Source organism: Phenylobacterium sp. Root1290, from assembly GCF_001425305.1.
In the GTDB taxonomy this organism is placed as follows: Bacteria; Pseudomonadota; Alphaproteobacteria; order Caulobacterales; family Caulobacteraceae; genus Phenylobacterium.
This window is the reverse complement of sequence record NZ_LMEE01000003.1, coordinates 143,724-169,510: the sequence shown is the minus strand read 5'-3', so window position 1 is coordinate 169,510 and position 25,787 is coordinate 143,724. Positions and strand designations below refer to the sequence as shown.

The following is a 25,787-nucleotide window of genomic DNA, read 5'->3' as shown; positions in this document are numbered from 1 at the left end:
GACCTTAGATGAAGTTGGTCTCGCTGATCGAGCTCAGGTTGGCGCCGACCAGAGCGATGGCCGATTCCGCACCACCACCAGCGGCGGTGCTGATGAACACCACCACGTCGCTGCCGACTTGAGCCGACACAACGTTGATGGCGCCGTTCAGCAGCGCGTCCGCAGTCGCCTTAGCCGTCGCGTAGTCGGCCGAGGTGATCTCGGTGTAGGTGCCCGCCGTAACGGCCACAGTCAGGTCGAGCTTATCGCCCACTTCCCAGCCGTTGATCTGGTCGAGTTCACCAGCGACCGCGCTCGAGTCGGTAGCACCGAACACGAAGGTATCGTTGCCAGCCCCACCCGTCAGGGTGTCCTTGCCAGCGCCACCCGTCAGGGTGTCGTCGCCAGTGCCGCCGCCGATGACGTCGTTACCAGCGCCGCCAACCAGGATGTCGTTGCCGTCGCCACCCGACAGGGTGTCAGCCGCGTCACCACCGGTGATGTTGTCGTTTCCAGCGCCGCCGTTCAGCGTGTTGTTGGCGGTAGCACCGCCACCAGCGCCCACGGTGATCGTGTCGTTACCGTCGCCACCGTCAACGGTGTTCTTGCCAGTGCCGACAGTGATCGTGTCGTCACCCGCGCCGCCGGCGATGGTGTTGTTGCCGTTGCCGACAGTGATGGTGTCGGTGCCGTCGCCAGCGTCGACCCAGTTATTGCCAGCGCCACCGCTGATGGTGTCATCACCGCCACCGCCGTAGATGGTGTCAGCGCCCGCACCGGCAGTGATGTTATCGTTGCCCAGGTCGCCGTACACTTGGTTGGCGCCGTCGCCAGCCACGATGGTGTCGTTGCCTTGACCGCCGTAGATGGTGTCGTTGCCCGTGCCGCCCGAGACATTGTCATCGCCCATGTTGCCATGGAGCCAATGGTTGCCGTCCCCAACGGTGATGGTGTCGCTGTCTTGACCACCCGAGATGGTGTTGTTGCCGTCGCCACCGTTGATGGTGTCGTTGCCTTGGTTGCCGTTGATCAGGTCGTTGCCCAGTCCACCAGCAATGCTGTCGACGCCTTGACCACCAAACAGAGTGTCGTTGCCGTCATCGCCGTTGATGGTGTCGTTAGCGTCGCCACCGTCAATGCTGTCGTCGCCCGCACCACCCGCCAGGGTGTCGGTGCCGGCTAGGCCGTAGATGGTGTCGTTGCCGTCACCGCCGTTGACGCTATCAACGCCAGCGTCAGCATAGACCGCGTCAGCGCCAGCGCCCGCGACGATGGTGTCATCGCCTTGGCCGCCGTAAATCAGGTCAGCGCTGGAACCGCCGGTGATGCTGTCGTTACCCATGTTGCCATGGATGTAGTTCGAACCGCCGGTGTCGCCGATGACGTCGTCGCCTTGACCGCCGAGCAGGGTGTCATTGCCGCCATCGCCAGCGATGGAGTCGTTGCCCTTATTGCCCTGCAGGTAGTCGTTGCCAGCAGCGCCCGTCAGGCTGTCAGTGCCGTCGCCGCCCCAGAGCACGTCGCCGAGCGCGCTGCCGGCGACCGTGTCAGCCACGGTCGAAGCGGCGTCACCCAGGAAGAACACCGAACCGTCCGGGAGAACCGGGGTTTCGCCGTAGAAGCCCGTGCCGAAGACGACGGTGCGACCGGCGAAGGTCAGCGAGATGGTTTCCGACGTGGTCGCGGTCGCCGCGTTGATCACCACCGACACGGCCGAAGCGGTCGCAGTCGGGGTGCTGAAAATGAGCTGATCTGTGCCGGCGGAGTACGCAAGAGCTTGCGCCGCCGTGATCGTCTCAAAGAAGTAGTTAGCCATGCTTCTCTCCAGTCTGTGTCACATGGACCCCCGAAACGCCTGGCCACCATTTTCCAATGGAGCGGTCCCAGCGGTCCTTTCCTTACGTCACAACAAGGTCGTGGCGAAGGTTAAACGAGCCCGAGGAATGCGTATCGGAACCTAGGTTGATGCGCAACACCAAAAACGGGTGCAAACCCCCATCGCGGCTGCGTTTCCCACACACCAATTGTTAACATCTCAATCCTCGCGCAGGGCGTCACGGATGGTGTCGGTGAGCGGGCTGACCACGTAGGACAGGATCGAGCGATTACCTGTAACAATCATGGTTTCAGCAGGCATGCCGGGGCTTAGCTTGTCGCCCTTCGGCAGCTTCACGAGCTCCTGCGGCGGGATCTTGAGATCGACCCGGAAGTAGCCCTCGCCGGTCTTCTCATCGACCAGTTGGTCCGCAGAAACGGTCATCACAGTGGCGTCGACTGGCGGCGTCTTGCGGGCATTAAAGGCCGAAAGTCGAACCTTGGCCTTCATGCCGGGCTTCACGACGTCGACATCCTGGGGCTTGATTCGCCCGGTGACGATCAGCGGCGCATTGGCCGGCACGACGCTCATCAGCCGCTCGCCCGGGGCGACGATGCCGCCGATCGTGAACTGCGTCAGGTCGAGGACATAGCCGTCGGCCGGCGAGCGCACCGTCGCCGCGTTCAGCATCTGGCGCGCGGCCGCCAGCTTGGGCGTGACCTCCGCCAGGCCCGTCTGCATCTGGCGCAGGCCTTCGGCGGCCTGGGTGATGCGCTGCTCCTTAAGCGTCGTGATCTGAAGGCGCGTCTCGCCGATCTGCTCCCGCAGCCGGGTGATCTCGGCAATCAGCGAGCCCTTGCGTCCGGCCAGGTCGGCGAGGCTGCGCTGATAGCGCAGGATCAGCGTCTTGGGCGCGTAGCCCTTCTCATACAGGGTCTGATAGCCCGCCAGCTCCTCGCGGGTCAGGCGGTCCGATTCGTTCACCGCGTCGACCTGGGCCTGCACCCCGCCGATCTGGGTCTCGAGCTGCTGGAGCTTCTGCGCCAGGACGGCGCCCTGGGTTTCGAAGAACTGCAGCCGCGAGGTGAACAGGAAGTCCTGATCGCGGATGATCCCGGCCACCCGCGGGTCGCTGGCGGCGCGGGCCGTCAGTTCCGGCGGTATCACCAGCGCCTTCTGATCCGTGGCCTCGGCCTGGAAGCGCGCCAGCTGGGCGGTCATCGTGTCTTGCTGATTCTGCAGCACGTCGGTGCTGGCCCGGGGCTGGACCTCGTCGAAGGTCAACAGCACCTGATTTTGGCGGACGTGCTGGCCTTCCTTGACCAGGATCGCCTTCACGGTGCCGCCCTCGCGGTGGCGGATGGTCTTGCGGTTGTCCTCGACCCTGACCATGCCCGGGGCGACCACGGCGCTGTCGATCCTGGCGACCGAGGCGAACAGGGTCAGACCGACCACGAACACCCCGACCACAGCTGTACCGGCGAGGATCGGCCGACGCATGCGCTGGGTCAGCGCCGGATCGAGCGGGACGAGGTCCTTATCGTCGAACTGCGGCGTGACGTAAGGCTTCGGCGCGTCGAAATCCATTTTCATCGGCCGGCCTCGATCGCGCGGGGAGTTGCAGGCTGCACGACCCGCGACATGACCTGGTCGCGAGGCCCGAACATCTCCATCCGGCCGTCACGCAGCATCAGCATCTTGTCCGCCGAGCGGAACACGCTCGGCTTGTGCGAGACGATCACGATCGTAGAGCCGCCAGCCTTCAGCGCATCGAGCGCATTGACCAGGGCTTCCTCGCCTTCGGCGTCGAGCGCCGCATTGGGTTCATCGAGCACGATCAGCCGCGGCGTCCCCAGCAGCGCACGAGCCAGGCCCACACGCTGTCGCTGGCCGGCCGAGAGCACATGGCCCGCCTCGCCCAGATCGGTGTCGTAGCCGCTGGGCAAGCGCAGGATCAGCTGGTGCACGCCAGCCACCTGGGCCGCGCGCACGACCTGCTCGTCGTCCACATCGGCGCGGAAGCGGGCGATGTTGTCGCGGATACTGCCCGAGAACAGCTCCGTGTCCTGCGGCAGATAGCCGACATGGCGGCCAAAGTCAGAGCGATCCCAGCTGAACACATCGGCGCCGTCGAGACGGACGTTGCCGCTGTTCGGCTGCCAGATGCCGACCATCAGGCGGGCGAGCGACGACTTGCCGGCGCCCGACGGGCCGATGATGCCGAGCATCTCGCCGGGCTCGATCTTGAAGTTCACGCCTTGCAGCACGAACCGCGTGGCGCCCTGCGGGGCGAAGTTCACGCCCTCGACGGAGAGCTGCCCCAGGGGCTTCGGCAGGGTCGTGGTGGCCTTGGTCGGACGATAGTCGGCGAACAGGGAGTTCAGGCGCTGATAGGAGCGATAGCCGTTGGTGAGGGCGTCCCACGACCCCACCAGCCGCTCGATCGGCTGCAGGGCGCGCGCCGCCAGGATCATGTTGGCGAACAACAGGCCCGAATGGATCTTGCCCTTGACGACCAGGTAGGCGCCGATCGCGATGATCAGCACCTGGATCGCCTGGCGCACGAACTTGCTGATGTTGCTGATGACGCTGGCGCGCTCGCTGGCGCTGGCGCTGCGCTCCATGGTGATGGAGCGGAAGGTCGCCCAGCGCGACCCCAGCGGCTCAACCATGCCCATCGCCCGAACGACCTCGCCGTTGCGTAGCGCCGCATCGGTGAAGGCGTAGCTGCGCAGGGCGGCGTCGTTGGCTTCCTTGAGCGCCGGCCGCGTCGCGCGATCCTGGAACAGGGTGATGACGAAGAGCAGGATCGCGCCGCCGATCGTGACCAACCCGATGATCGGGTCGATGATCAGCAGAACGATCATGAACACCGGCATCCACGGCAGGTCGAACATCGTGCCAAAGGCGGGACCGGTCAGCATCTGGCGGAAGTTGTCCAGATCGCGAAGGGCCTGCGAACGGGCGGCCGGGTTGCCCCGGATGACGGAGTCGAACAGGGCCGTAAACACCCGGCCAGACACCCGCTGGTCCATGATGACGCCGTAGTTGATCAGAACCTTGGCGCGGTAATCGTCGATCAGTCCGGAGACCAGGAAGGCCAGCATCACCATGAAGGTGAGGACCAGAAGCGTCGGCACGCTGTAGCTCGACAGCACCCGGCCATAGATCTGGAAGGTGAAGATCGGCAGCGCCAGGTACAGCAGGTTCGAGACCAAGCTGAAGCCCCCGGCGTAGGCGAGCGGCTTGTAGCCCTCCTTGATCGCGCGGGTTAGCGGATTGTCAGGCATATCCGCGAGCGGATTGAAAATCTTCATGCGCGCCGCGCCGTTCCGTGGATGGTCGCCGCCGATGGCCGGGGTGACCATGGCCGAAATAGGTGCTCGAAGTCTAAGGCGGATTGCGCCAAAAACGCGCGACACATGAGCGGGCCTCTTAAGGATGTCAATGGCGCTCGCTGCTGCGTGAATTCGCGCCATGCGTGTCAGAATTATAATCGCCGTCGCCTGAGACGCGAGGAGTAGGGTTTGCCCAGGGTCGCCGTAATCGGGAGTTGCATTACCCGCGATGTGTGGCCGATCGTGGGCGAAGCGGCGCCGCAAGACCTGCTCTATGTTTCGCGCACGAGCCTGGCTAGCCTGTTCGCAGCCCCCCTGCGTGATGTGAGTCTTTCCGAAGACCTGCCGCCCGAACTCGCGGCCTTTCCCCACCGCTCGATGGTCGCCGATCTACACAAGACGGCGCTGGCCGCGCTGGTCGAATATCGCCCGACCCACGTTATCTTCGACTTCATCGACGAGCGGCTCGACCTGCTCGCCGCCCAAGGCACGATCGTCACCCACAGCTGGGAACTGGATGTCAGCGGCTATCTGGGCCAGCCGGCTTTCGAGGGCTCACGCGACATCCCCCGCACCCACGCGGCGGCCGACGTCATCTGGCGGCAGGGCCTGGACCAGATGGCCGCATTCCTGCGGATGACGCCGCTCGCAAGCGCTGTTCCGATCCTTCACGAGGCCCAGTGGGCGACGCACTATCTGGACGAGACCGGCGAGGCCCAGGCGTTCGGGGATGTCGAGATCTTCACCGGCAAGCCGGCGTCCATCGGCGACTACAACACCGTTCTGGCTCGGCACCAAACGGCCTTCGCGGCCGCAGTTCCGCATGCGGTGCGCATCTCCGCGCCGCCCGCCCTGCACCTTGCCGACAGCCGCCATCGATGGGGACTGAGCCCCTTCCACTATGTCGAGGCCTACTACCGCGACATCTGGGAACGACTTCAGGCGCTGGGGGTCTGATCTCCGCCCCGCCGCGCCCACAGTTCCAGCGGGGTCAGCGGCCGGCCTGCGAACTCCGCGGCCAGATCAAGGAAACCGGCGTCCGGACAGCCGAGCCAGGGCTCGCTGATCCGCCAGGCGCCGCCTTGCAGATAGTCCACCAGCGGATTGCAGCCGGGCGGCAATCCCTCGACCCGCTGCGCCACGTACCTGGCCGTGTCGAACCAAGGGCCCGGACTGCGGCCTTCGAAACCGCCCGCGACGAGAAAGTGGACCAGGGGCTCGCGTCCGCTCGCGTCGGCGTCGGGATATCGGCCGCGATACCAGGCCGGATCAAAGAGCGGATGCGGCTTCAGCCCGTCGCGCGAGCCCACGGCCAGATAGTGGATGAGCGACGGCGCGCCGCCCTCGCCCGACCGCGCCACCTGATCGGCATAGTAGTCGGCGGCGAACAGCGGATGCGGGCTCAGCCCCCGCGTCGCGCCCTCGCGCACATAATGCAGGATCGGGTTCTCGCCGCTGGCGATCAGGTCGGGCGCCTGGCGCACATAGTAGGCGACATCGAACAGCGGATGGGGATCGCGCCCCTCGCCTGCTCCGACGCGGACGAAGTGCTCCAGCGGCGTCAATCCGGTCTCGCCCAGTTGGGCGGCGTTTTGCTGGCGATAGAATTCAGTGTCGAACAGCGGATGCGGGTCGACGCCTTCGCCGGCGCCATGCAGCAGGTAGTGCGCCAGCGGGCTCGCCCGGCCGCCGCTCAGGTCAGCGCGGGCGCGGAGATACCAATCCTGATCGAACAGCGCGGGGGGCTGAAGCGCCGGATCGCCGCCGCGCCGGGCGTAGGCCGCCATGGCGCGCAGACGGGCCACGCGACCATCCGACGACCGCCACAGGCCCGAGCGCGCGATGACCAGCGCCCGGCCGATCGAGCCGAGCCGATCCAACACGTTGTCCACTCGCCGGGCTATGCGGTTGTAGCGACGCGGCCGCGCGAGGGGACGGGCCGCCGCCCGATAGCCAACCAGGGCCAACGCCCTCGCCTCGACCTCCAAGGCCTGACGGGCGAGAAGCGCCTCGGCGAGGGCCGCGCCAAGCCGGCTGCGGTTCAGCCCACTCTCGGTGGATACACGCTGGCTCGCCCCCTGCAGGGTTGAGCAGAGGCGGGCCAACGCCTCGACCTTGTCGATCAGCGCGCCTGTCGCCTGGATGTCTTCGAGCGCCGCCGGGGCCCCGTTGTCGGCCGCCATGATGGCCCGGCCCTCCTTCATTCTCGGCTTCGTGTCGGGCTCACAGGCCCGACTGTCAAGCGGCGGGCCGCGCCGCAAGGCCCTCGGCGCGCAGCCAGCCGAGGAAGCCGCCGTCCGTCACATCGAAGGGATCGGGGAACCGAGCGCGCAGGTCGGCGCGGTCGCGCCAGACGAGACGATGCGCCTTTTCGATCGGCGCGCCGTCCCCGTAGAGGCCGTGAGCCCAGTAGCGATCCGGGATCATGGCGTCGCGAGCGGCGTCGACCTGCTCCTTGTACCAGCGCCAGATCTCGTAGACGGCGTGATTGTCGCCCGCATAGCGGCGGGTCATCGTGTCGCCGGTCGGTCCCAGCTTAGTGAAGTGCCAAAAGCGCAGCGGCGAGCCGTTGACCGTGATGGCCCCATCGCGGCCGATCGCGACCTTCCGCTGGCTAATGTTCCAGCTGGCGACATTGTAGCCGGGATCGCGCACGACCCCGACCCGGTCGAACAGCGCCGGGACGTGGTCACACCATTTCTGGTCCACGAACAGTCCAGACGGGATGTCGTCGTAGCAGAACTCCAGCAGCCGATCGTTCCACCATTGGGCGAAGCGTGCGCCCTCGCCGGTCGTCCGGACCATGACGAAGCCGAGGTTGAAGATGCCGGTCCGCGACGCAGAGAGATCGTTGTCGAGGATCGCCTGCCGCTCGGTGTTGGGTTCCAGCAGGTGCGGGGTCAGCAGGATGTCGCTGTCCTGCAGCCGCTCCACTAACGGATCGAGGCTCTCGAACAAGGCGGTGTCGGGATCGAGATAGATCACCGCATCGGCGCCGGAGCTGCACGCCTGGTGCAGGAACGGCCCCTTCACCGCAGTGCAGACCTCGACCACGTCGTGCTTGAAGAGCCAGGCCTTGAAGTCCGGGATCGACAGATCCTGGGCGTAGACGACCTGGTCGAACGGTTCGTCCTTCAGCCGCAACCTGAATCCCGGCGGCGGCTCGTCGGTGATCAGGGCCACGAGGGTCCAGTCAGGGTGGAACCGTCGCAGGCTGGCGAACAGCACCCGCGCCCGATCGAGGTAGGCGAAGGTGAAGCTGGAGAAGCAGGTGACCTTCACGACGCCTCCACCAGTTCTGCGGTGAGCTTGCTGAAGGCGAGATCGTAGACCTTCGCGCCGCGAGCGCCGCGCGCCAGCTTCAGGATGTCGCCGCTCTCGAACAAGGCTTCCAGAACGTACTCGTCGTCGAGCACCAGGCCGTGGCCCTGCTCGCGCGCAAAGGCCGCGACGTTGCCGCTGTCGGGACCGGTCACCACCGCCGCGCCGGCGGCTGTGGCCTCATAGGCGGCGAACGAGAAGGTCTCCAGGCACAGCGACCAGACCATGGCCGCGTCGACCTGCAGCTCGATCATCGCCTGGCGCATGGCCAGCGGGTCGGCGGCGGTGACCGTCACCGGATGGTGCTGGGCCAGCGAGCCGGCGACAGGCTTGCTGGCAAGGTGGATGAACTCATAGCGCGGATCGTCTGCGAACCGCGCCGCCAGGTGACGGAAAATCGGCCATCCCTTGTGAACCGAGGGCGTGCCCGGAAAGGCGAAGCGGAAGGGGCCGTCTTGGCCTCCCGGCGTCTCCCCCGCCGCGGGGATCAGCGCGGCGTGCGGCAGAACCACCTCGCCCATCGCCTGCAACCCGCCGCCGTCACGCCAGGCGTCCAGCGCCACTTGCGACGGCGCGGCGAGGGTCAGGTCCAGGCGTTCGAACAGCCGCTGATGCTCGCGCACATGGGCGGCGCGGGCCGGCCCGTAGATGCAGACCCCGCAGGCGGCGCTGCCCTGGGGCGGCGCTCCGCAACTCTCGACGTCGTTGCGCAGCAGGTGGATGCCCGCGCACAGGCTGCCCATGTCGTGCAGCCAGAAGTAACCGGCGTTCAGCCCCGCCGAACGGACGATATCGATCACGTCGCGGCTCGAGTGGCCCAGCATGTTGTGGATCGCGAAGCTGGCTGGTCCGGCGGGCGTCGCCGCGCGCACGGCCTCGGCGATGGCGGCCGGCGTGAAGGCGCCGACGCTCTCGCCGTTCAGCAGCACGCCCATCGGCGTCTCGGTGGCCCCGGTCCGCACCGTCGGCCAGCCGTTGGCGGGATGGATGTGCAGATGGTTGCGGCCGAGCCGCGCGAACTCGGCCGACTCGCGCTGGACGCAAAGCTGCGAACCGCCCACCGAGCGGCTGTAGTCGTCCTGGCTGAAGGTGATGTGCAGGCCCTGGCGGTCGCAGGCCTGCAGCGCCGCGGCCAGCTTCCCCGCAGGCGAGATGTCGATGGGTCGCGCCCAGCGGCGAGAGTCGGCCAGACGCGCGGAGAACGGCTTGAGGCTGGCCAGCACCTGCTGTCGAAAGCCGTTGTCGGCCTTCGTCGCCCGCCGCTCATGGCGCCCTTGCTTCACATAATGGAGGAACGGATGGCGCCCGCTGGCCGCGACATCGGGATTGAGCTCCAGATAGTCGGCGACCGAGAAGTCGTAGCTGGGATCGCGCCCCTCGCGCCAGCCAAGGCGCAGGAAGTGGTCGAGCGGATCGCCGCCCGCCTCGGCCACGTCGGGGTTCATGGCGAGATAGAACTTCGGATCGAAGAACTCGGCGGCGGCGGCATGCTCGGCGGCGCTGATCCGCGTCCCCCCCTCGATCATCGCCTGATAGCCGCTCGCCCGCACCGAGGCGGCGATCTCGCGCCCCTCGCGCCAGCCCGAGACGAGGTAGTGCACGAACGGGTTGACCCCGCTCTCGGCGACGTCGGGGTTCTGTTCGAGATAGGCGTCGGTGGAGAACCACGGGGCGGGGTCGCGCCCCTCGCGCCAGCCGGCCGCGCCGTAGTGACCGGCGGGATCGACGTCCGCATAGGTCAGGTCAGGATGAGCCTGACGGTAGAAGTCGAAGTCCATCGCCACCACCAGCAGACGATGGGCGCGATCTGGTGAGGCCGCGGCGGCCATGTGCGATCTTTCCGTGCGACGCCAAGCCTGGGTTTGCATCAGATGGGCCGGCCGATCAACCGCGTCGGCCTTGCAGCGCGGCGCAAGCGGCCATACAGCGGAGCGTTAGGGCCGGTGGTCCCGGTTCGAAACCGCGCCGCCTACGCCGGTTTCCACAATCGGCGACGACGCCCGAAGCGAGACAAGGCGACCATGCAGCAGACCTTCGAGCGGACCGCCTATCTGGTCCTCGGCATGCACCGCTCCGGCACCTCGGCGACGGCGCAACTGCTGGCGCTGGCTGGGGCCGAACTGCCCGACAACGTGATGCCGGGCGACCAGCATAACGCCAAGGGCTACTTCGAGCCCTGGAAGATCTCGGTCTTCAACGACCAGCGCCTGCGCGCCGCGGGCAGCGCCTGGGACGACCCCTTCAACCTTCCCTATGCGCCGCTGGCGCCGGACGCCGAGGCCGACTGGACGGCCCGAGCGGTCGAGCTCTTCAAGGCCGAGTTCGGAGAGTCGATCCACCCGCTGCTGAAGGACCCGCGCGTCTCGGTGCTGCTGCCCATGTGGCGCCGTGTCCTGGACGCCGCCGGCGTCGGCGCGCGCGTGGTGATCCCGGTGCGCCACCCGCTCGCCGTGGCCGGATCGCTGGCTCGCCGCGACGCCTTCCCCGCCGAGAAGTCGGTGCTGGTCTGGGTGCTGTACATGCTGGCCGCCGAGGCCGGCAGCCGCGACCTGCCGCGCGCCTTCGTCTCCTATGACGGGCTGCTGGCCGACTGGCGGCCTGAGGTCGCTCGGATGGAGAGGGCGCTGGGCGGACCGCTGCCGCGCCTGACCGAGCACGCGGCCAAGGAGATCGACGGTTTCCTGAGCAAGGACCTGCGTCATAACGACGGCATGGGCGAACTGTCCCAAGTGCCGATGGTCGGCCCGATGGCGCAGGCGGTCCTCGACTGGTTCACGGCCGCCGCGACCGGCGAAGCGCCCGACCGCACGCCCCTGGAGCAGGCCGCCGCCCAGATCGCCCAAATGAAGTCGCAGATGGGCGTATTGGTCTCGCCCGTGACCAGCACCCTTGATTCGACCCGTGCCGAACTTCTCTACCAACGCCAGCTGAGCGAGGTGCAGGACCAGCAGATCCAGTCGCTCGAGCGGCAGCTCGCCGAGCTGCGGCAGGAGCGCGCGCGGATCGAGGCTGTGGTCGACACAGCCTTGGCCGGCCGCTAATCACCGCGCCCGAGACTTCAGACCTTGGCCAACGACACCCAAAAACCTGTTCCCGATCAAGCGGCCGAGAGCCTGCTGGCCAAGCGGCGCGACCTGCACCGCGCCCGCCGCGTGGTGGCCGAGGACCGCTGGAATCGCTTCCGCAAGGCCGCCGCCCGCCGGGTCGGCCTGGCTGACAAGGGACCGACCGAGCAGCGCATCGACCTGATGCTGGCCCGCGCCAAGTGGCCAGGCCGCGCCGCCCTGATCGCGCGATCGGGCGTCTGGGACTTCAAGCTCAACGCCGGCCTTGGCCGCGACGGCGGCAAGGTCCGCGACCTGATCGGCTATGTCCGGGCCGGCCCCGACGGCGGCGCCAATCCCAAGGCTCTGTTCGACCAGGCCTGGTATCTCGAAGGCAATGACGATCTGCGCGGTTCGCGCTGGGCGCCGCTGGCCCACTATCTCGTCGCCGGCGACAAGGAGGGGCGCGCGCCCCACCCGCTCTTTGACCTGAAGGACTATCGCGGCCGCCACGCGGTGAAGGTCGCGGCCTCCGGGCTGACCGCCCTGCAGCACTTCCTGCACAAGGGCGTCACCGAGGGCTACGACCCGCACCCGCTGTTCGACGTCCGCTTCTATGTGGGCCAGGCCGAGGAAGTCGCCGACAGCGGCGAGAACCCGCTGGTCCATTACCTGCGCGAGGGTTGGCGCAAGGGCTACGAGCCGCACCCCCTGTTCAGCGGCGCCTGGTACCTGGCCACGAACCCGGACGTGGCCGAGGTCGACGCCGCCCCGCTGCTGCACTACGCGACCAGCGGCGCCAGCGAGGGCCGCAGCCCGCACCCGCTGTTCGATCCGGGCTGGTACATGGACCGCTATCGCGACGCCGCCCCGATGGGATCGAGCGCGCTGGCCCACTTCCTGGCCTACGGGTTCGAGGAGCGGCGCGACCCCAGCATCCACTTCGACACCGCCTATTATCTCGACCAGCAGGCTGACCTGCCGGCCGACGCCCATCCGATCATCCACTACCTGACCGAGGGCGCGTTCGACGGGGTCTCGCCGGCGGCGGACTTCAACGAGATCGCCTATCTGCTGGAGAACCCCCAGGCGGCCGAGACGCCGATCTCGGCGCTGGAGCACTGGGCGCTCAGCCGCACCCCCAAGCCCGAGCCCGGCGCCACCGTGGCCCGGCCGCAGGGCGAGGCGGGCCTGTTCGAACAGCTCCGCGCCGCCGGCCGCGCGCGCGACGCCGGGGCCTACGACAATCAGGCCTATCGGGACATGCGGGCCGCCCGCAAACGCATTCGCGAGCGGGCCATCGCAGACGTGCGGGTCAAGCCGTTCGACCTGATCAAGGTCGAGGCGCGCGACATCGAGAAGGCCGCCGCCGCGCTGGCCTTCGCGCCGCCTGCGTCACCCACGGTCTCGATCGTCATCCCAGCCTACAACAACCTGACCTTCACGCTGGAATGCCTGGCCGCGCTGCAGGCCGGCGGCGACCTGGGCCAGGCCGAGGTGATCGTCATCGACGACGCCTCCAGCGACGACACCGCCAAGGTGCTCGGCAAGATCGCGGGCCTGAAGCTGATCTCGAACGCCGAGAACCTGGGCTTCATCCGCACCTGCAACCGCGCGGCCCAGGAAGCGACCGGGGAGTTCCTGATCTTCCTGAACAACGACGTCCAGGTGCGCGAGGGCTGGCTGGCCGCGCTGCTGCGTCCGTTCGCCGAAGAGCCGGCCGTCGGCGCCAGCGCGCCCAAGATGCTGTTCCCGGATGGTCGCCTGCAGGAGGCCGGCGCCCGGATCGGCGTCGACGGCGCGTCCGAGATGATCGGACTGTTCGAGGATCCCGAGCTGCCGCGCTGGAACGTGAGGCGCGAGGTCGACTACGCCTCGGGCGCCTGCCTGATGGTCCGGCGCGAGGTGTTCGCCGAGCTGGGCGGCTTCGATCTGACCTTCGCGCCGGCCTATTGCGAGGACGCCGACCTCTGCTTCCGCCTGCGCGAGCGCGGTCTGCGGATCATCTACGAGCCGACCTCCCAGATCATCCACCACCTGAGCGTGACGGCGAACTCGATCGACAGCGGCTACAAGCACCGCCTGGCGGTGCGCAATCAGCAGAAGTTCGTCGAACGCTGGGGCGCCCGGCTGGAAGCCCTCAACCGCGTGCGGACGATCGCGTTCCACCTGCCGCAGTTCCACACGGTGGCCGAAAACGACCGCTGGTGGGGCCCAGGCTTCACCGAGTGGACCAATGTCAGCCGTGCGCTGCCGAATTATCGCGGCCACTACCAGCCGCACGTGCCGGCCGACCTGGGCTTCTACGACCTCTCCAATCCCGACGCGATGCGCCGCCAGGCGGACCTCGCGCAGCGCTACGGCATCGGCGGCTTCTGTCACTACTTCTATTGGTTCACCGGCGGCCGCCGGATCCTGGAGACGCCGTTGCGGCCGCTGCTGGACGGCGGCGCGGACGACTTCCCGTTCTGCCTCTGCTGGGCCAATGAGAACTGGACCCGCACCTGGGACGGGCAGGAGCGCGACGTACTGCTGGCCCAGACCTACGAGCCGGGCGACGCCGAGGCGTCCATCGCCGAGATGGAGCCGTTCCTGCAGCGGCCGAACTACATCCGCGTGCACGGCAAGCCGCTGGTGCTGATCTATCGCCCCGGCTTGCTGCCGGACGCCAAGGCCTGGGCCGACGCCTGGCGCAAGCACTGCCGCGAGGCAGGAATCGGCGAAATCTTCCTGGCCTTCGTCGAGAGCTTCGAGAAGGCGGGCGGCAAGACCGACCCGGCCAGCATCGGCTTTGATGCGTCGGTCGAGTTCCCGCCCGCCGGCAACGGCGCGCTGATCCACCCGCCCGGCCCGCTGTTCAACGCCCGCTTCGAGGGCCGCGTGAACGACTATCGCCAGATGGTCCGCAACTATCTGTCCGCCGAGCCCTTGGGCCACACCCGCTTCCGCGGCGTGATGCCGTCCTGGGACAACACCGCCCGCCGCCAGGACAGCGGCTGGGTCTACCAGCACGCCACGCCCGGCGCCTTCCAGGCCTGGACCGAGGCGATGTTCGAGGAGACCCGCCGCCAGAACTTCGGCGACGAGCGCATCGTCTTCATCAACGCCTGGAACGAGTGGGGCGAAGGCGCTCACCTCGAGCCTGACCAGCGCTTCGGCCACGCCTGGCTGGAAGCGGTGAAGAACGCCGCGGACGCCGACCTGCTGGACAAGTCATGACCCCTGACGATCTCGTCCTCGTCGGCCACCCGTTCTCGGCCATCGGCATGGCCGAGCACGTGCGCTCGGCCTTCCGCGCCTTCCGCGCCGCCGGCGCCACGCCCGGCGTCATCGACATCTACGGCGTCGATCGTGGCAAGGACCCCGATTTCGAACGGGAGTTCGCCGGCCACATCGTTCCGAAGCTCAGCCCCGAGGCAAACCTCTTCTGCATCAACGCCGACGAGGTGGAGCAGGCGATGGGCGTCCTGGAGCACCTCGGGTCGGGCCCGGCGTTCAAGAGCGCCTACAACATCATCTATCCGGCCTGGGAGCTGGCGAAGTACCCCGAGCCCTGGGCCAAGGTGCTCGACCGCTTCGACGAGGTCTGGGCGCCGTCGCAGTTCATCCAGGACGCGGTGACCGCGGCGACCAAGCGGCCGGTGACCCATATGCCGCTGTCAGTGGAGCTGACCATGTCGTCGTTCCTTGGGCGCCGGCACTTCGGCATCCCGGAGAACGCCTTCGTCTGCCTGTTCTTCTTCGATTTCTCTTCCTACGCCGAGCGCAAGAACCCCTTCGCCATGCTGGAGGCGTTCGAGAAGCTGGTCGCCCAGCGTCCGCACGCGCCGCTGCATGCGGTGGTCAAGTACAAGGGCGGCGACGACGGCAATCCGGCTCGCAAGGAGCTGGAGCGGCGGATCCGGGCCATGGGCGGCCAGATCCAGGCGATCACCCGCCAGCTGTCGGACAACGAGATCAAGAACCTGGTCCGTTGCTGCGACGCCTTCGTGTCCCTGCACCGGTCCGAGGGCTTCGGACGCGGGCCGGCCGAGGCGATGGTCATGGGCCGCGCGGCGGTCGCCACCAACTATTCGGGCAATCTCGACTTCATGACCCCGGAGACCAGCCTGCTGGTCGACTGCAAGCTGATCCCTGTCGCCCCGGACGCCTATCTGTTCGGCGAGGGCCAGGTCTGGGCCGATCCGTCGGTAGACCATGCGGTGGAACTGATCGGGCGGCTGCTCGACGATCCGGCCGAGACCCGCGCCCTGGGCGAACGTGCCCGCCGCCATATCCGCACGAACTTCAGCGCCCGGGCCATCGGCCTGCGCTACGTCTCACGGATGGAAGAGCTGGCCGCGACCGCGGCTTAACGCTGGGCGATGGTCGTGGGCCCGACCGGCGCCATCGCCAGGGCCGTCGCGCCGGGGTTTTCGGTGACCGCGATCTGGTGGACCACGAAGCCGCCGCCAGCTTCATCGTCCGTATCCAGACGAATCTGGTCGATCAGCGAACTCGTCCAATCGTCGCCGCCCGCCCTGAGATTGGCCATGTCGTAGACCAGCACGACGGTTTCGTTGACCGCCGGGTCGGCGCCGTCGCGCGGCTTGGCCTGGTAATCGCCGGCCTCGCCGTGATTTGCGGTCGAGTAGAAGATCGAGCCGTCCCACGCGGCCCCGGCGCGGGTCCGCGTCATGCGCACCAGCACCAGAGAATAGCGGCTGCCGTCCAGCGCCAGGCCCTTGGGCGAGCGCAGCATCGAGTCGCCGGCGGCGTTGCGCAGGTCCATCCCCAGCGGGCTGGCGGGCAGCACCTCGCCGCCGGTCGCGACGAAGCCCTCGGTCGAGCCATCGAACGTCCAGAGGCGGCCGGACTTCAGCGGCGCGCCGTTGATCTCGAAGCGTTGCGCCTCGTCGTTCCAGGACACAGCCTGCAGCCGCAGGTTCTGCGCCACCTTGGCCGGTTCGGGAGCAGTCGCGGCGCGCGCCCAGGGGGCGGGCTGATCGCAGGCTGCCAGGGTGAGCGCAATGGCCGCCGCACCCGCAATGTTCAGGATGGATTTCATGCGAGACTTCCGAGCGCCCCGGGGGGAGGTTTGAGCGGCCCAAAGCCCAGATAGATAGCCATCCTCGCTCCCGCCAGAGCCACGGTGAAGATATTGCGGTGAGTCGATGGGCGGTTCTGTGGCGCCGATGACGGTTGCCAAGCTGGCCCGCGGCGACTACCCCGCCAGACATCGCAGTCAGTCAGGTCGGGACCCGAACGCCCATCATGAGTCATGAACTGGTGCGCGCTCGCGCCCCCCTTCGTCTCGGCTTCGGCGGCGGCAGCACGGACGTCTCGCCCTATTGCGACGAGCACGGCGGCGTGGTGCTGAACGCGGCCATCGACCTCTTCGCCCATGTCACGGTGCAGGCGCGCGACGACGGTCAGGTGCGGCTGGTCGCCGCCGACCGCGACCAGACCTGGCAGGCGCCGGCCGCCGCGCCGCTGCCGACGGACGAGCCGCTCCGCCTGCTCAAGGGGGTCTATAACCGCTTCATGGCCGACTATGCCGGGGGCCGCGCCTTGCCGCTCACCCTGGTCTCCTACGCCGACTGTCCGCCTGGCTCGGGTCTGGGCTCATCGTCGGCGCTCGTCGTGGCGATGGTGGAGGCGATGCGCAGATTCATGGGCCTGTCGATGGACGCCCATGCCGTGGCCCGACTGGCCTTCGACATCGAGCGGCGCGAACTGGGCCTGGCCGGCGGCGCTCAGGACCAGTATGCGGCCGCCTATGGCGGTCTCAACCTCATGCGCTTCTTCGATTCCGCGCGGGTCGAGGTCGAGAGCGTGGCTGCACCTGATCGGGTGATGAAGGAGCTCGAAGCGAGCCTGGTGCTCTATTTCACCGGCGTCAGCCGTGAATCCGCCGCGATCATCGAAGAGCAGACCGCCAACATGCGCAGTCACGCCCCCAAGTCGATCGAGAGCCTGCACGCCATCAAGGCCAGCGCCTTCGAGATGCGCGACGCCCTGGTCGCCGGCGACCTGCCGCGGTTCGGCGCGCTGCTCGATTCCGGCTGGAGCCTGAAGAAGCAGACCGCTCACAACATGTCCTCGCCGATGATCGACTCCGTCTACGAGGCGGCCAAGAGCTTCGGCGTGTTCGGCGGCAAGGTTTCGGGCGCGGGCGGCGGCGGGTTCATGATGTTCCTGGTCGACCCGACCCGGCGCGAGGGCCTCAAGCGGCTGCTCGGAACCTTCGGCGGCGTGGCCCAGGCCGCCCGCTTCACCTCGACCGGTGCGGAATCCTGGGACGTACGATAGGATCAAGGCCTTGAAAGAACTTTCGAAATCCATCGTCCGCCGGATGGCCGACCCGAACTTCACCCGTCGCTGGTTCGTCGGCGAGGGGCTGGACATCGGCGGCAAGCCCGATCCGCTGTCGCTGTACGTGCCGTTCTTCCCTGGCCTGAAGTCCGTCCGGGTCTGGGATTGGGAGGACGGCGACGCCCAGTACCTGGAAGGCCTGGCGCCCGAGAGCCTCGACTTCGTCCACTCCAGCCATTGCCTGGAGCACCTGGTCGATCCGCGCCAGGGCCTGAAGGCCTGGTTCGGGGCCATCAAGCCGGGCGGCTTCCTGATCGTCACCGTGCCGGACGAGGACCTCTACGAGCAGGGCCTCTTCCCCTCGACGCACAACCGCGACCACAAGTGGACCTTCACGATGCTGAAGGCGAAGTCCTGGTCGGACCGTTCGATCAACGTGCTGGATATCCTGTCGGACCTCGGCGCGGCCGCGGACGTCGAGAAGGTCGCCCTGCTGAACTCGACGTTCCGCTACGACCTGCCGCGCTTCGACCAGACCCTGACCCCGATCGGCGAGTGCGGCATCGAGTTCGTGATCCGCAAGCGATCGGCCGTGGAACTCGAGGCCGGCGGACTGGTGCGTGAGACCGCCCAGCCCTCCCCCGCCGACCGCCGCCACTTCAACCAGTACCGGGCCGACCACGCCCACATGAAGACCAGCGCTCCGCCGTTTGAGGACGAAAGCCCGCTGTAGCCGCTTGCAACCTGCGCCGGAGCGGATTTTCCTTTGGATTCCGTGTCCGGCGCCATGCTTGCGCCGTAAAATGCGACCTGTTACCCACCGGCGCGGGCTACGTGCGGCGGGTGCGCCGGCGCGCTCTTGGTCGGGAGACTGAATGCAATCCGTACAGCACATGGTTCGCACCGGTCGGCGCGGGCCCATGCACGAGTTCAGCATGGCGTTCGCCGACCTGCGCGCCTCGTTGGACCGGATCGGTCTGGCCTGGTCGCTGGCCAAGCACGACATCGTGTCACGCTACCGCGGATCGATCCTCGGCCCGTTCTGGATCACCCTGTCCATGGGCCTGATGGTGGCCGGGATCGGGTTCCTTTACGCCAACCTGTTCAAGGTGCCGGTCAACGAGTTCATCCCCTACGTCGCGCTGGGGATCGTGGTCTGGGGCATGATCGCCAATGTGATCATCGAGGGCTGCGGAACCTTCGTGCAGGCCGCCGGCATCCTCAGCCAGAGCTCGCTGCCGATGTTCACCTTCGTGTGGCGGACCGTCATGCGCAACGTGATCAACCTGATGCACCACCTGGTGATCATCGTCGGCGTGCTGGTCTACTACGACCACTGGCGCCAGACGGACGTGCTGATGGGCCTCCTCGGCCTGCTGCTGCTGCTGCTCAACATCTCCTGGATCAGCCTGGCCGCCGGCATCGCCTCGGCCCGCTTCCGCGACATCCCGCAGATCGTCGGCTCGGTGGTGCAGTTCGCGATGTTCATGACCCCGGTGTTCTGGCTGCCCGGCGGGCGGCTGCTCGACCACGCGGTGCTGCTGCTGAACCCGTTCTATCACCTGCTCGAGGTCGTCCGCGCGCCGCTGCTCGGCAATCCGGTCGACGTGCGCACCTACATCTTCATGGTGATCCTGGCCGTTGTCGGCTGGGCCGGCGCCTTCACCACCTTCGCCCTCACTCGCCGACGGATTGTGCACTACCTATGAAGGGTCCCGAGATCTCCATCCGGGTCACCGACCTGACCCTGCGCTTCCCCGTCTACGGGGTGGACGCCAAGTCGCTGAAGAAGCACCTGGCGGCGATCACCGTCGGCGGCAAGCTCGGCCGCACAGGCATGGGCGCGACCGAGGTCACGGCGCTGTCGAACATCAATCTCCAGCTGAAGTCGGGCGACCGCCTGGGCCTCATCGGCCACAACGGTTCGGGCAAGACCACCCTGCTGCGGGCCCTGGCCGGCGCCTATGAGCCCGACGAGGGCACCATCGACGTCCACGGCCAGATCGCGGCCATGCTGGACCTCAACCTCGGCATCGACCCCTCGGCCACCGGCCTCGACAACATCCGCCTGCGCGGCCGCATCGCCGGCCTCTCCGCCAAGGAGATCGAGGAGCGCATGCAGGAGATCGCCGAGTTCACCGGCCTTGGCCCGTTCCTGGCCATGCCGCTGAAGACCTATTCCGCCGGCATGCAGGCGCGCCTGGCCTTCGCCGTGGCCACCGCCGTCCACGCCGACGTCATCCTGATGGACGAATGGATCGCCGTCGGCGACGCCGACTTCCAGAAGATCGCCCACAAGCGGATCCTGGAGCTGATGGAGCGCGCCGGCATCCTGGTGCTGGCCTCGCACGATCTCGAACTGATCCGCCTCTACTGCAACAAGGTGATGCGCATCGAGAGCGGGGTCGCCTCCAAGGTCATGGACGTCAAGAAGCTGGACGAACTGCTGGCCGCCGCCTGACGCCCCGGGGAGCGACCTTGGACTTCATCTTCACGATCGTTTCGCGCAATTACGCCGCCCAGGCCGCCAGCCTGATGGAGAGCCTGGGCGCCATCGAGCCCGGCATCCGGCGCGTCGTGGTGACCACCGACGGCCCGATCGCCTTCAAGGACCCCGGCATCCGCACGCTCGACGCCGCCAGCGTCGTGCCCGAGTTCGCCGCCATGTGCGCCTACTACGACGCGCTGGAGCTCAACACCGCCGTCAAGCCGCTATGCTTCAAGGCGCTGCTGGCCGAGGAGGGCGTCACCTCCGGCGCCTATTTCGACCCCGACATCTGGGTCTACCGACCGCTCGACGCCGTGCGCGAAGGCCTGGCCCGCGCGCCGCTGGCGCTGACGCCGCACATCACTCGCCCGCTGCGCGGCGAGGCCAGTCCCAACGACCACGTGATCCTGCAGTCGGGCTCCTACAACCTCGGCTTCGCCGCCATGCGGGCCGAGCCTCAGATCTTCGACCTCCTGGACTGGTGGGCCGAGAAGCTGCGCTTCGACTGCCGCGTCGACTTCGCCGCCGGCCTGTTCACCGACCAGAAGTGGATGGACCTGGCGCCCGGCCTGGTCAGCGACATCGCCATCCTGCGCACCCCGACCCTCAACCTAGCCTACTGGAACCTCGAGGGCCGCCAGGTCGCCCGCGGCAAGGACGGCTGGACCGTCGACGGCGAGCCGCTGGCCTTCTTCCACTTCTCTGGTTTCGACCCGGCGCGGCCTGACCTGCTCTCCAAGCACCAGGACCGGGTCAAGGTCACGCCGCGCTCGGATCTGGCCGCCCTGCTGGCCGACTACGCCGGCGCCCTGCTGCGCAACGGCCATGTCGAGGCCTCGGCCATTCCCTACGCCCACCGCGCCTTCCCGTCGGGCGAGCTGGTCCCGCGCGAGACCCGCCGCCGGATGCTGGCCGCGGCCCGCGCCGGCGAGGACTTCGGCGGCGGCCTGACGCTCGCAGCCGAGGCCTGGGCCGCCGTTCGCCCCGGCGAGGTCATCCGCGAACCGCTCGGTCCGATACTGGACGGTCCCTGGCTCTCCGGCTCGGCCGAACTGACCAGCTGGCTGACCAGCGCTGCCGAGGCGCCGGCCGTCGGCGCCCTCACCCACGCCCGGCGCGACCTGCGCGACCGCTTCGCCGCCGACGAGTCCGGCCTCAAGGCCTGGCTGCTCGGCCCGGAATCGATCGAGGGACGGTTCTCCGCGCGCCTGGCGCCGCCCGAGGCCTTCGCCGCCCCCGAGCTTCCGCTGCGCGCGGCGCGCCAGGTGGCCGGCGACCTGTCGGAGGCCAAGCTCCGCTTCGCCGCCTACGGCCTCGCCCATCGCGCCGCCTGGCCGCAATGGGTGGGAACCGCCCTGCGCTCGGGGTTCAACGCCCCGGTCCGCGACCTGGCCCGCGGCATGCCCTTCCCGCGCCTGTTCCTGTCGATCTGGGAGAGCCGCGGCGACCTGCAGCGGCTCTTCCCGCTGACCAGCTTCAAGGGCCGCTTCGCCTTCCTGCGCTGGCTGATCGGCGGGGGCCTGGCCGAGTACGGCGTCGACGTCGCCGCCCTGCCGCCGCTGGTCGACAGCCATCCGGTCTTCGAGCTCGCGCGGCTGTCGGTGCGCCGCGAGCCGGCCGAGGCGGGCCGCGCCCCGGCCGCCGGGATCATCAACACCCTGCTGGCCGTCGAGCGCTGGACGCCGGACGCCGCCGGCGGCGACGCGCTGGTGTTCGACGCCGGCGCAGGCCGCTTCCGGACGCCGCAGGGGGCGCCCGCCGATCCGCCGGCCCGGGTCGGCAAGCTGGTGTTCCGCACCGCGCCCGGCCTGATCCCCGCCGACGCCGTCGCGCTGCTGGCGCAGGGCGTGTCTTGGGAGTCGGCCAGCGCATGAGCCTGCTCTCCACCGCCCGCGGCGCCTGGCGCGCCCTGACCCCTGAGCCGGTCCGCCGCCTGGCCCAGCCGATCCTCGGCCCGGCCCTGGAGGCCTATGTCCGCCATCAGGCCCGCGCGCCGCACGCGGCCGACCAGACCGCCGGCCCGATCCGCGTCGTCGGCGACTTCGGCGGCTCCTACGGCATCGCCGCCTCGGCCAAGCTCGCCGTGCGCGCCTTCGAGGCGCTGGGCGCGCCGGTGGAGCAGGTCGACATCGCCGGGGCCAGGCTGGACTGGATCGGCGCCTCGGAAGCCGCCCGCACGCCGGGCCCCTGGATCTTCCACGTCAACGCGCCTGAGCTGTTGGCCGCCCTGGCCTTCCTCGGCCCCAAGAACGTCCGCGGCCCGCGCTATGGCTACTGGGCCTGGGAACTGCCCCGCGCGCCCAAGGCCTGGCTGAAGGACGCCGCATTCCTGGAGGAAGTCTGGGTCCCCAGCGCCTTCACCGGCCAGGCCCTGTCCGGCGCCGCCGCCCCGGTCCGCGTGGTGCCGCACCCGTTGTTCATCGAGGACTATCGCGACATCGCCCCCGCGCCGCGCGATGCGCGGTTCACGGCCGTCACCCTGTTCGACTTCAAGTCCTCGGCCGCCCGCAAGAATCCTCAGGCGATGATCGCGGCCTTCGCCCAGGCCTTCCCTGACGACCCGACCGCGCGGCTGATCATCAAGACCCAGAACGGCCAGGCCTTCCCCGACCTGCTGGCCCGCCTGCGCGCTCAGGCCCCGGCCAACGTCGAAGTGTTGGATGTCGTCTGGCCCTACGCCCAGGTCAAAAGCCTGATCGCGTCGGCCGACGTGCTGATCTCTCTGCACCGGGCCGAAGGATTCGGCCTGACCATGGCCGAGGCCATGGCGCTCGGCACGCCGGTGATCGGGACCGGCTGGTCGGGCAATGTCGACTTCATGGACGAGACCTGCGCACTGATCGTCCCCTCGCAGCCGATCGCCGTGGACGATCCCCAGGGCATCTATCGCGGCCAGACCTGGGCCGATCCGGACGTCGCCGCCGCGGCCGAGGCGCTCCGCCGCCTGCGCGCTGACCCAGCCCTGGCCCAGCGGCTGTCCGAGGCCGGAAAGCGCCGGGTGGCCGAACGCCTGTCGCCGCAGGCCTGGTTCTCCACCCTTCCTGACGGCGTGCAGCGCGCCGCGCTCGCCGCCGCCGGCGCGGCCCGCAGGGCTCAGTCCTCGCGGTAGGGCTTGCCGTAGGTGGTCAGCATGAACACCGCGGCCATCGTCACCACCGCCACCGGCGCCAGGGCGCTCAGCACCTCGCCAGGGCCGTAGCCCACCGCGCGCAGTTGGCCGGCGATCAGCGGCCCGACGATCGATCCCAGCCGCCCGGCGGCCACCGACGCGCCCGCGCCGGCCGCCCTGAACTGCGGCGGGTAGTAGATCGGCGCCAATGCGTAGAGCACATAGAGCCCGCCGATCACGGTGAATCCGGCCGCGCCGGACGCCGCCAGGATTATCGGCATCCCGTCCGCCGCCGCCAGCGCGTAGAGCGCCGCGGCGAGGCCCCCGAACACCGCGATCAGCAGCCAGCGGTATCCGATCTTGTCCGCGCCCCAGCCCAGGACCAGCGAGCCGACCACCGCCATGATGTTCATTGCAAAGGCCGCCGACGCGCCCTGCGTCGCAGTGAAGCCCTTGGCCACCACCAGCAGCGGCAGCCAGTTCAGCAGCAGGTAGGTGACCAGCAGGTCGAGGGCGAACACCGTCCAGATCATGATCGTCGCAAAGGCCCGGCCGTCGGCGAACAGGCCGCTCAGCATCTGCGGCGGCGGACGGGCGTCCGACCGCGCAGGGCGCGTCTCCGGCAACAGGAAGTAGACCACCGGCACCAGCATCAGCGGCAGCGCGCCGCCGATCATGAACAGCATCCGCCAGTCGACCTGCTCGCCGACCTGCGCGGCCAACGCCACCAGCGCGCCGCCCACGGGCAGACCGCAGAACATGCTCGTGGTGGTCAGCGCACGGCGGTGCGGGGGACTGATCTCGGTGGCGATGGCGATCAGGTTGGGCATCGCCCCGCCGAAACCGAGGCCGGTGGCAAGCCGCGCCAGGGTCAGCGTCTCGAAATTGATCGCCAGCGCCGTGGCCAGCGAAAACACCCCGAACAGCGCCACCGAGCCCAGCAGCACCGGGCGCCGGCCATGGCGATCGGCCGCCCACCCGCCGAATAGCGCCCCGATCACGAGGCCGATCATCGCCGCGCTGCCCGCCCAGCCGAGCTCAGCGGGGCCAAGCTTCAGGTCCGGCGCCATGTGCGGCGCCGCCACTCCGAAGGCCTGGATGTCGTAGCCTTCCAGCGCGGCGATGCCGAAACAGATCGCGATGATAAGTCCAGGACTCGCCTGTCTTGCGCCCGCCATGCCAAGTCCCTCCCCCGTAGCGCTCTGGATCTGGTCGAACAGGTCGCGCGGCTCCACTATACAATTCGTAATCGCGTTCGGTCAGTAAAGCAGACAGCCCTTGGACACTCCCGCCGCCGACCCGGCCGACTGCAATCCGGCCATGGTGATCGTGGCCGGCCAGTCCAACGCGCTGGGCTACACGCTTGGGGCCGCCGATCTGCCGCCGCATCTGACCGGGCCGCCGGGGCCCGTGAAGATCTGGAGCCCTCAGGACCAGGCCTTCGTCGCCATGCGGCCGGGCGCCAACACCGGCTCGCCGAACAATCCGCAGACCTGGGGACCTGAGGCGCAATTCGCCTACCGCTGGCGACAGGGCCACGCCTGCGCGCCGCTCTACGTGGTCAAGTACGCCCGCGGCGAGACCGGCCTTGCCGCCGACCTTGCCGCGCGAGACTGGTCGCCGCAGTCGCAGGGCGATCTGTGGGACGCCGCCACGGCCGAAATCGACGCCGCCAAGGCCGCCCTTACGCAGGCTGGCGTACGCGCGCCGGTCCTGGCGGTCCTATGGATGCAGGGTGAAACCGACGCCCAGACGCCGGCTAAGGCCAGGGCCTACAAGACCAACCTCGCTGCTTTCATCACGCGAGTGCGCAGCCGCTGGGGCGACGGCGAAACCGTCGTGCACATCGGCCAGATCGACCGCCCCGAGCGCGCGAGAGCTGGATGGGAGACCGTGCGCACGGCCCAGGCCGCCATCACCGCGGCCGACCGCAAGACGACGCTGACCGACACCGATCCGTTTGACCGACAGCCTTCGGACGGCGTCCACCTGACCGCGCAGGGGCAGGTTCGGCTGGGCGACGGCTTCTATGAGCGCGCCGTTCGGCCCTAGCCGTCCAGCCGGTCGGGCGTGAAGCTGATGATGCCCTGGCGCTCGAGCTCGGTCAGGATCTGATCGATCTGGCTGCGCAGCTCCAGCATGCAGTTCGGCGTCAGGATCAGATAGCCCGACTTCACCTTGTGCTCGTCGCCGGCTTCGTCCGCGATATTGGCGGCGAAAGCGAGCCTCGCGACGCCGGACTGGAAGCCCAATCCAGCCATGCTGTCGCCGAAGATCATCGGCAGGTCGAACTCAGGCAATCCGGGCGGGCTAGGCATGGGGTGTCTGATTGCATGATTCCGCCGCCTGCGGCCAAGACGCACACGATGGCTTGAATTTGCGCAAAACTACACAACGT

General features: G+C 68.4%; 20 protein-coding genes. 11 read left to right on the top strand and 9 right to left on the bottom strand.

Annotated elements, in window-relative coordinates:
- Positions 1 to 4 precede the first annotated feature (4 nt).
- The 3 genes from ASC79_RS21710 to ASC79_RS15470 all read right to left on the bottom strand — a co-directional run bounded on the left by ASC79_RS21710 (position 5) and on the right by ASC79_RS15470 (position 5,163).
- Positions 5 to 1,795: a calcium-binding protein gene (locus ASC79_RS21710; RefSeq protein ID WP_056022602.1), complete on the bottom strand. Its 1,791-nt coding sequence runs from the start codon at positions 1,793 to 1,795 to the stop codon at positions 5 to 7.
- Positions 1,796 to 2,014: 219 nt separating this feature from the next.
- Positions 2,015 to 3,388, bottom strand: coding sequence for an HlyD family type I secretion periplasmic adaptor subunit (locus ASC79_RS15475; RefSeq protein ID WP_235528768.1), 1,374 nt, complete (start codon positions 3,386 to 3,388; stop codon positions 2,015 to 2,017).
- A complete protein-coding gene (locus ASC79_RS15470; protein WP_235528769.1) occupies positions 3,385 to 5,163 on the bottom strand; it encodes a type I secretion system permease/ATPase in 1,779 nt (592 codons plus the stop codon). The genes ASC79_RS15475 and ASC79_RS15470 overlap by 4 nt, the downstream gene beginning before the upstream one ends.
- A 159-nt stretch (positions 5,164 to 5,322) precedes the next feature.
- Between ASC79_RS15470 and ASC79_RS15465 the strand changes: the two genes are divergently transcribed.
- Positions 5,323 to 6,090, top strand: a complete 768-nt coding sequence (locus ASC79_RS15465) for a DUF6270 domain-containing protein (RefSeq protein WP_255352750.1) — start codon at positions 5,323 to 5,325, stop codon at positions 6,088 to 6,090.
- Here the strand turns inward: ASC79_RS15465 and ASC79_RS15460 are convergent.
- The 3 genes from ASC79_RS15460 to ASC79_RS15450 are packed head-to-tail and all read right to left on the bottom strand — an operon-like array spanning position 6,072 to position 10,283.
- On the bottom strand, positions 6,072 to 7,337 hold the full coding sequence (locus ASC79_RS15460; RefSeq protein ID WP_056022608.1) for a hypothetical protein: 1,266 nt from the start codon (positions 7,335 to 7,337) through the stop codon (positions 6,072 to 6,074). The two genes, ASC79_RS15465 and ASC79_RS15460, sit on opposite strands and share 19 nt — an antisense overlap.
- Positions 7,338 to 7,371: 34 nt before the next feature.
- Positions 7,372 to 8,415, bottom strand: a complete 1,044-nt coding sequence (locus ASC79_RS15455) for a putative nucleotide-diphospho-sugar transferase (protein WP_056022616.1) — start codon at positions 8,413 to 8,415, stop codon at positions 7,372 to 7,374.
- Positions 8,412 to 10,283, bottom strand: a complete 1,872-nt coding sequence (locus ASC79_RS15450) for a hypothetical protein (protein ID WP_056022619.1) — start codon at positions 10,281 to 10,283, stop codon at positions 8,412 to 8,414. Before ASC79_RS15450 ends, ASC79_RS15455 begins: the two co-directional genes overlap by 4 nt.
- Positions 10,284 to 10,475: 192 nt before the next feature.
- Between ASC79_RS15450 and ASC79_RS15445 the strand changes: the two genes are divergently transcribed.
- From ASC79_RS15445 to ASC79_RS15435, 3 genes are read left to right on the top strand one after another with little or no spacing between them, the layout of a single operon-like run.
- Positions 10,476 to 11,495, top strand: a complete 1,020-nt coding sequence (locus tag ASC79_RS15445; protein ID WP_056022621.1) for a hypothetical protein — start codon at positions 10,476 to 10,478, stop codon at positions 11,493 to 11,495.
- Positions 11,496 to 11,519: 24 nt separating this feature from the next.
- Complete coding sequence (locus tag ASC79_RS15440) at positions 11,520 to 14,717, top strand: glycoside hydrolase family 99-like domain-containing protein (protein WP_056022624.1); 3,198 nt, start codon at positions 11,520 to 11,522, stop codon at positions 14,715 to 14,717.
- The gene (locus ASC79_RS15435) at positions 14,714 to 15,853 is read left to right on the top strand and encodes a glycosyltransferase family 4 protein (protein ID WP_056022627.1); all 1,140 of its coding nucleotides are present in this window, start codon (positions 14,714 to 14,716) and stop codon (positions 15,851 to 15,853) included. The genes ASC79_RS15440 and ASC79_RS15435 overlap by 4 nt, the downstream gene beginning before the upstream one ends.
- Here ASC79_RS15435 and ASC79_RS15430 read toward each other — a convergent pair.
- On the bottom strand, positions 15,850 to 16,545 hold the full coding sequence (locus ASC79_RS15430) for a hypothetical protein (RefSeq protein ID WP_056022630.1): 696 nt from the start codon (positions 16,543 to 16,545) through the stop codon (positions 15,850 to 15,852). The genes ASC79_RS15435 and ASC79_RS15430 overlap by 4 nt on opposite strands.
- Positions 16,546 to 16,751: 206 nt before the next feature.
- Here ASC79_RS15430 and ASC79_RS15425 point away from each other — a divergent pair, with 206 nt between their 5' ends.
- The 6 genes from ASC79_RS15425 (at position 16,752) to ASC79_RS15400 (ending at position 23,389) form a co-directional block, all read left to right on the top strand.
- A complete protein-coding gene (locus ASC79_RS15425; RefSeq protein ID WP_056022633.1) occupies positions 16,752 to 17,789 on the top strand; it encodes a hypothetical protein in 1,038 nt (345 codons plus the stop codon).
- A 10-nt stretch (positions 17,790 to 17,799) separates the two neighbouring features.
- Positions 17,800 to 18,525: a bifunctional 2-polyprenyl-6-hydroxyphenol methylase/3-demethylubiquinol 3-O-methyltransferase UbiG gene (locus ASC79_RS15420; RefSeq protein WP_056022636.1), complete on the top strand. Its 726-nt coding sequence runs from the start codon at positions 17,800 to 17,802 to the stop codon at positions 18,523 to 18,525.
- A gap of 142 nt (positions 18,526 to 18,667) precedes the next feature.
- Complete coding sequence (locus ASC79_RS15415) at positions 18,668 to 19,501, top strand: ABC transporter permease (protein WP_082532155.1); 834 nt, start codon at positions 18,668 to 18,670, stop codon at positions 19,499 to 19,501.
- Positions 19,498 to 20,253 (top strand): ABC transporter ATP-binding protein, encoded by a 756-nt coding sequence (locus ASC79_RS15410; RefSeq protein WP_056022643.1) that lies wholly within the window; start codon positions 19,498 to 19,500, stop codon positions 20,251 to 20,253. The genes ASC79_RS15415 and ASC79_RS15410 overlap by 4 nt, the downstream gene beginning before the upstream one ends.
- A 17-nt stretch (positions 20,254 to 20,270) precedes the next feature.
- On the top strand, positions 20,271 to 22,154 hold the full coding sequence (locus ASC79_RS15405) for a hypothetical protein (protein WP_056022646.1): 1,884 nt from the start codon (positions 20,271 to 20,273) through the stop codon (positions 22,152 to 22,154).
- Positions 22,151 to 23,389 carry a glycosyltransferase family 4 protein gene (locus ASC79_RS15400; protein ID WP_056022649.1) on the top strand — a complete coding sequence of 413 codons (1,239 nt, stop codon included), beginning with the start codon at positions 22,151 to 22,153 and terminating at the stop codon, positions 23,387 to 23,389. The genes ASC79_RS15405 and ASC79_RS15400 overlap by 4 nt, the downstream gene beginning before the upstream one ends.
- Here the strand turns inward: ASC79_RS15400 and ASC79_RS15395 are convergent.
- Positions 23,374 to 24,567: an MFS transporter gene (locus ASC79_RS15395; RefSeq protein ID WP_156378393.1), complete on the bottom strand. Its 1,194-nt coding sequence runs from the start codon at positions 24,565 to 24,567 to the stop codon at positions 23,374 to 23,376. The two genes, ASC79_RS15400 and ASC79_RS15395, sit on opposite strands and share 16 nt — an antisense overlap.
- 100 nt (positions 24,568 to 24,667) lie before the next feature.
- Between ASC79_RS15395 and ASC79_RS15390 the strand changes: the two genes are divergently transcribed.
- Positions 24,668 to 25,441: a sialate O-acetylesterase gene (locus ASC79_RS15390; RefSeq protein ID WP_056022655.1), complete on the top strand. Its 774-nt coding sequence runs from the start codon at positions 24,668 to 24,670 to the stop codon at positions 25,439 to 25,441.
- On the opposite strand, the gene ASC79_RS15385 is transcribed toward ASC79_RS15390, so the two are convergent.
- The gene (locus tag ASC79_RS15385) at positions 25,438 to 25,707 is read right to left on the bottom strand and encodes a hypothetical protein (RefSeq protein ID WP_156378394.1); all 270 of its coding nucleotides are present in this window, start codon (positions 25,705 to 25,707) and stop codon (positions 25,438 to 25,440) included. The two genes, ASC79_RS15390 and ASC79_RS15385, sit on opposite strands and share 4 nt — an antisense overlap.
- Positions 25,708 to 25,787 lie beyond the last annotated feature (80 nt).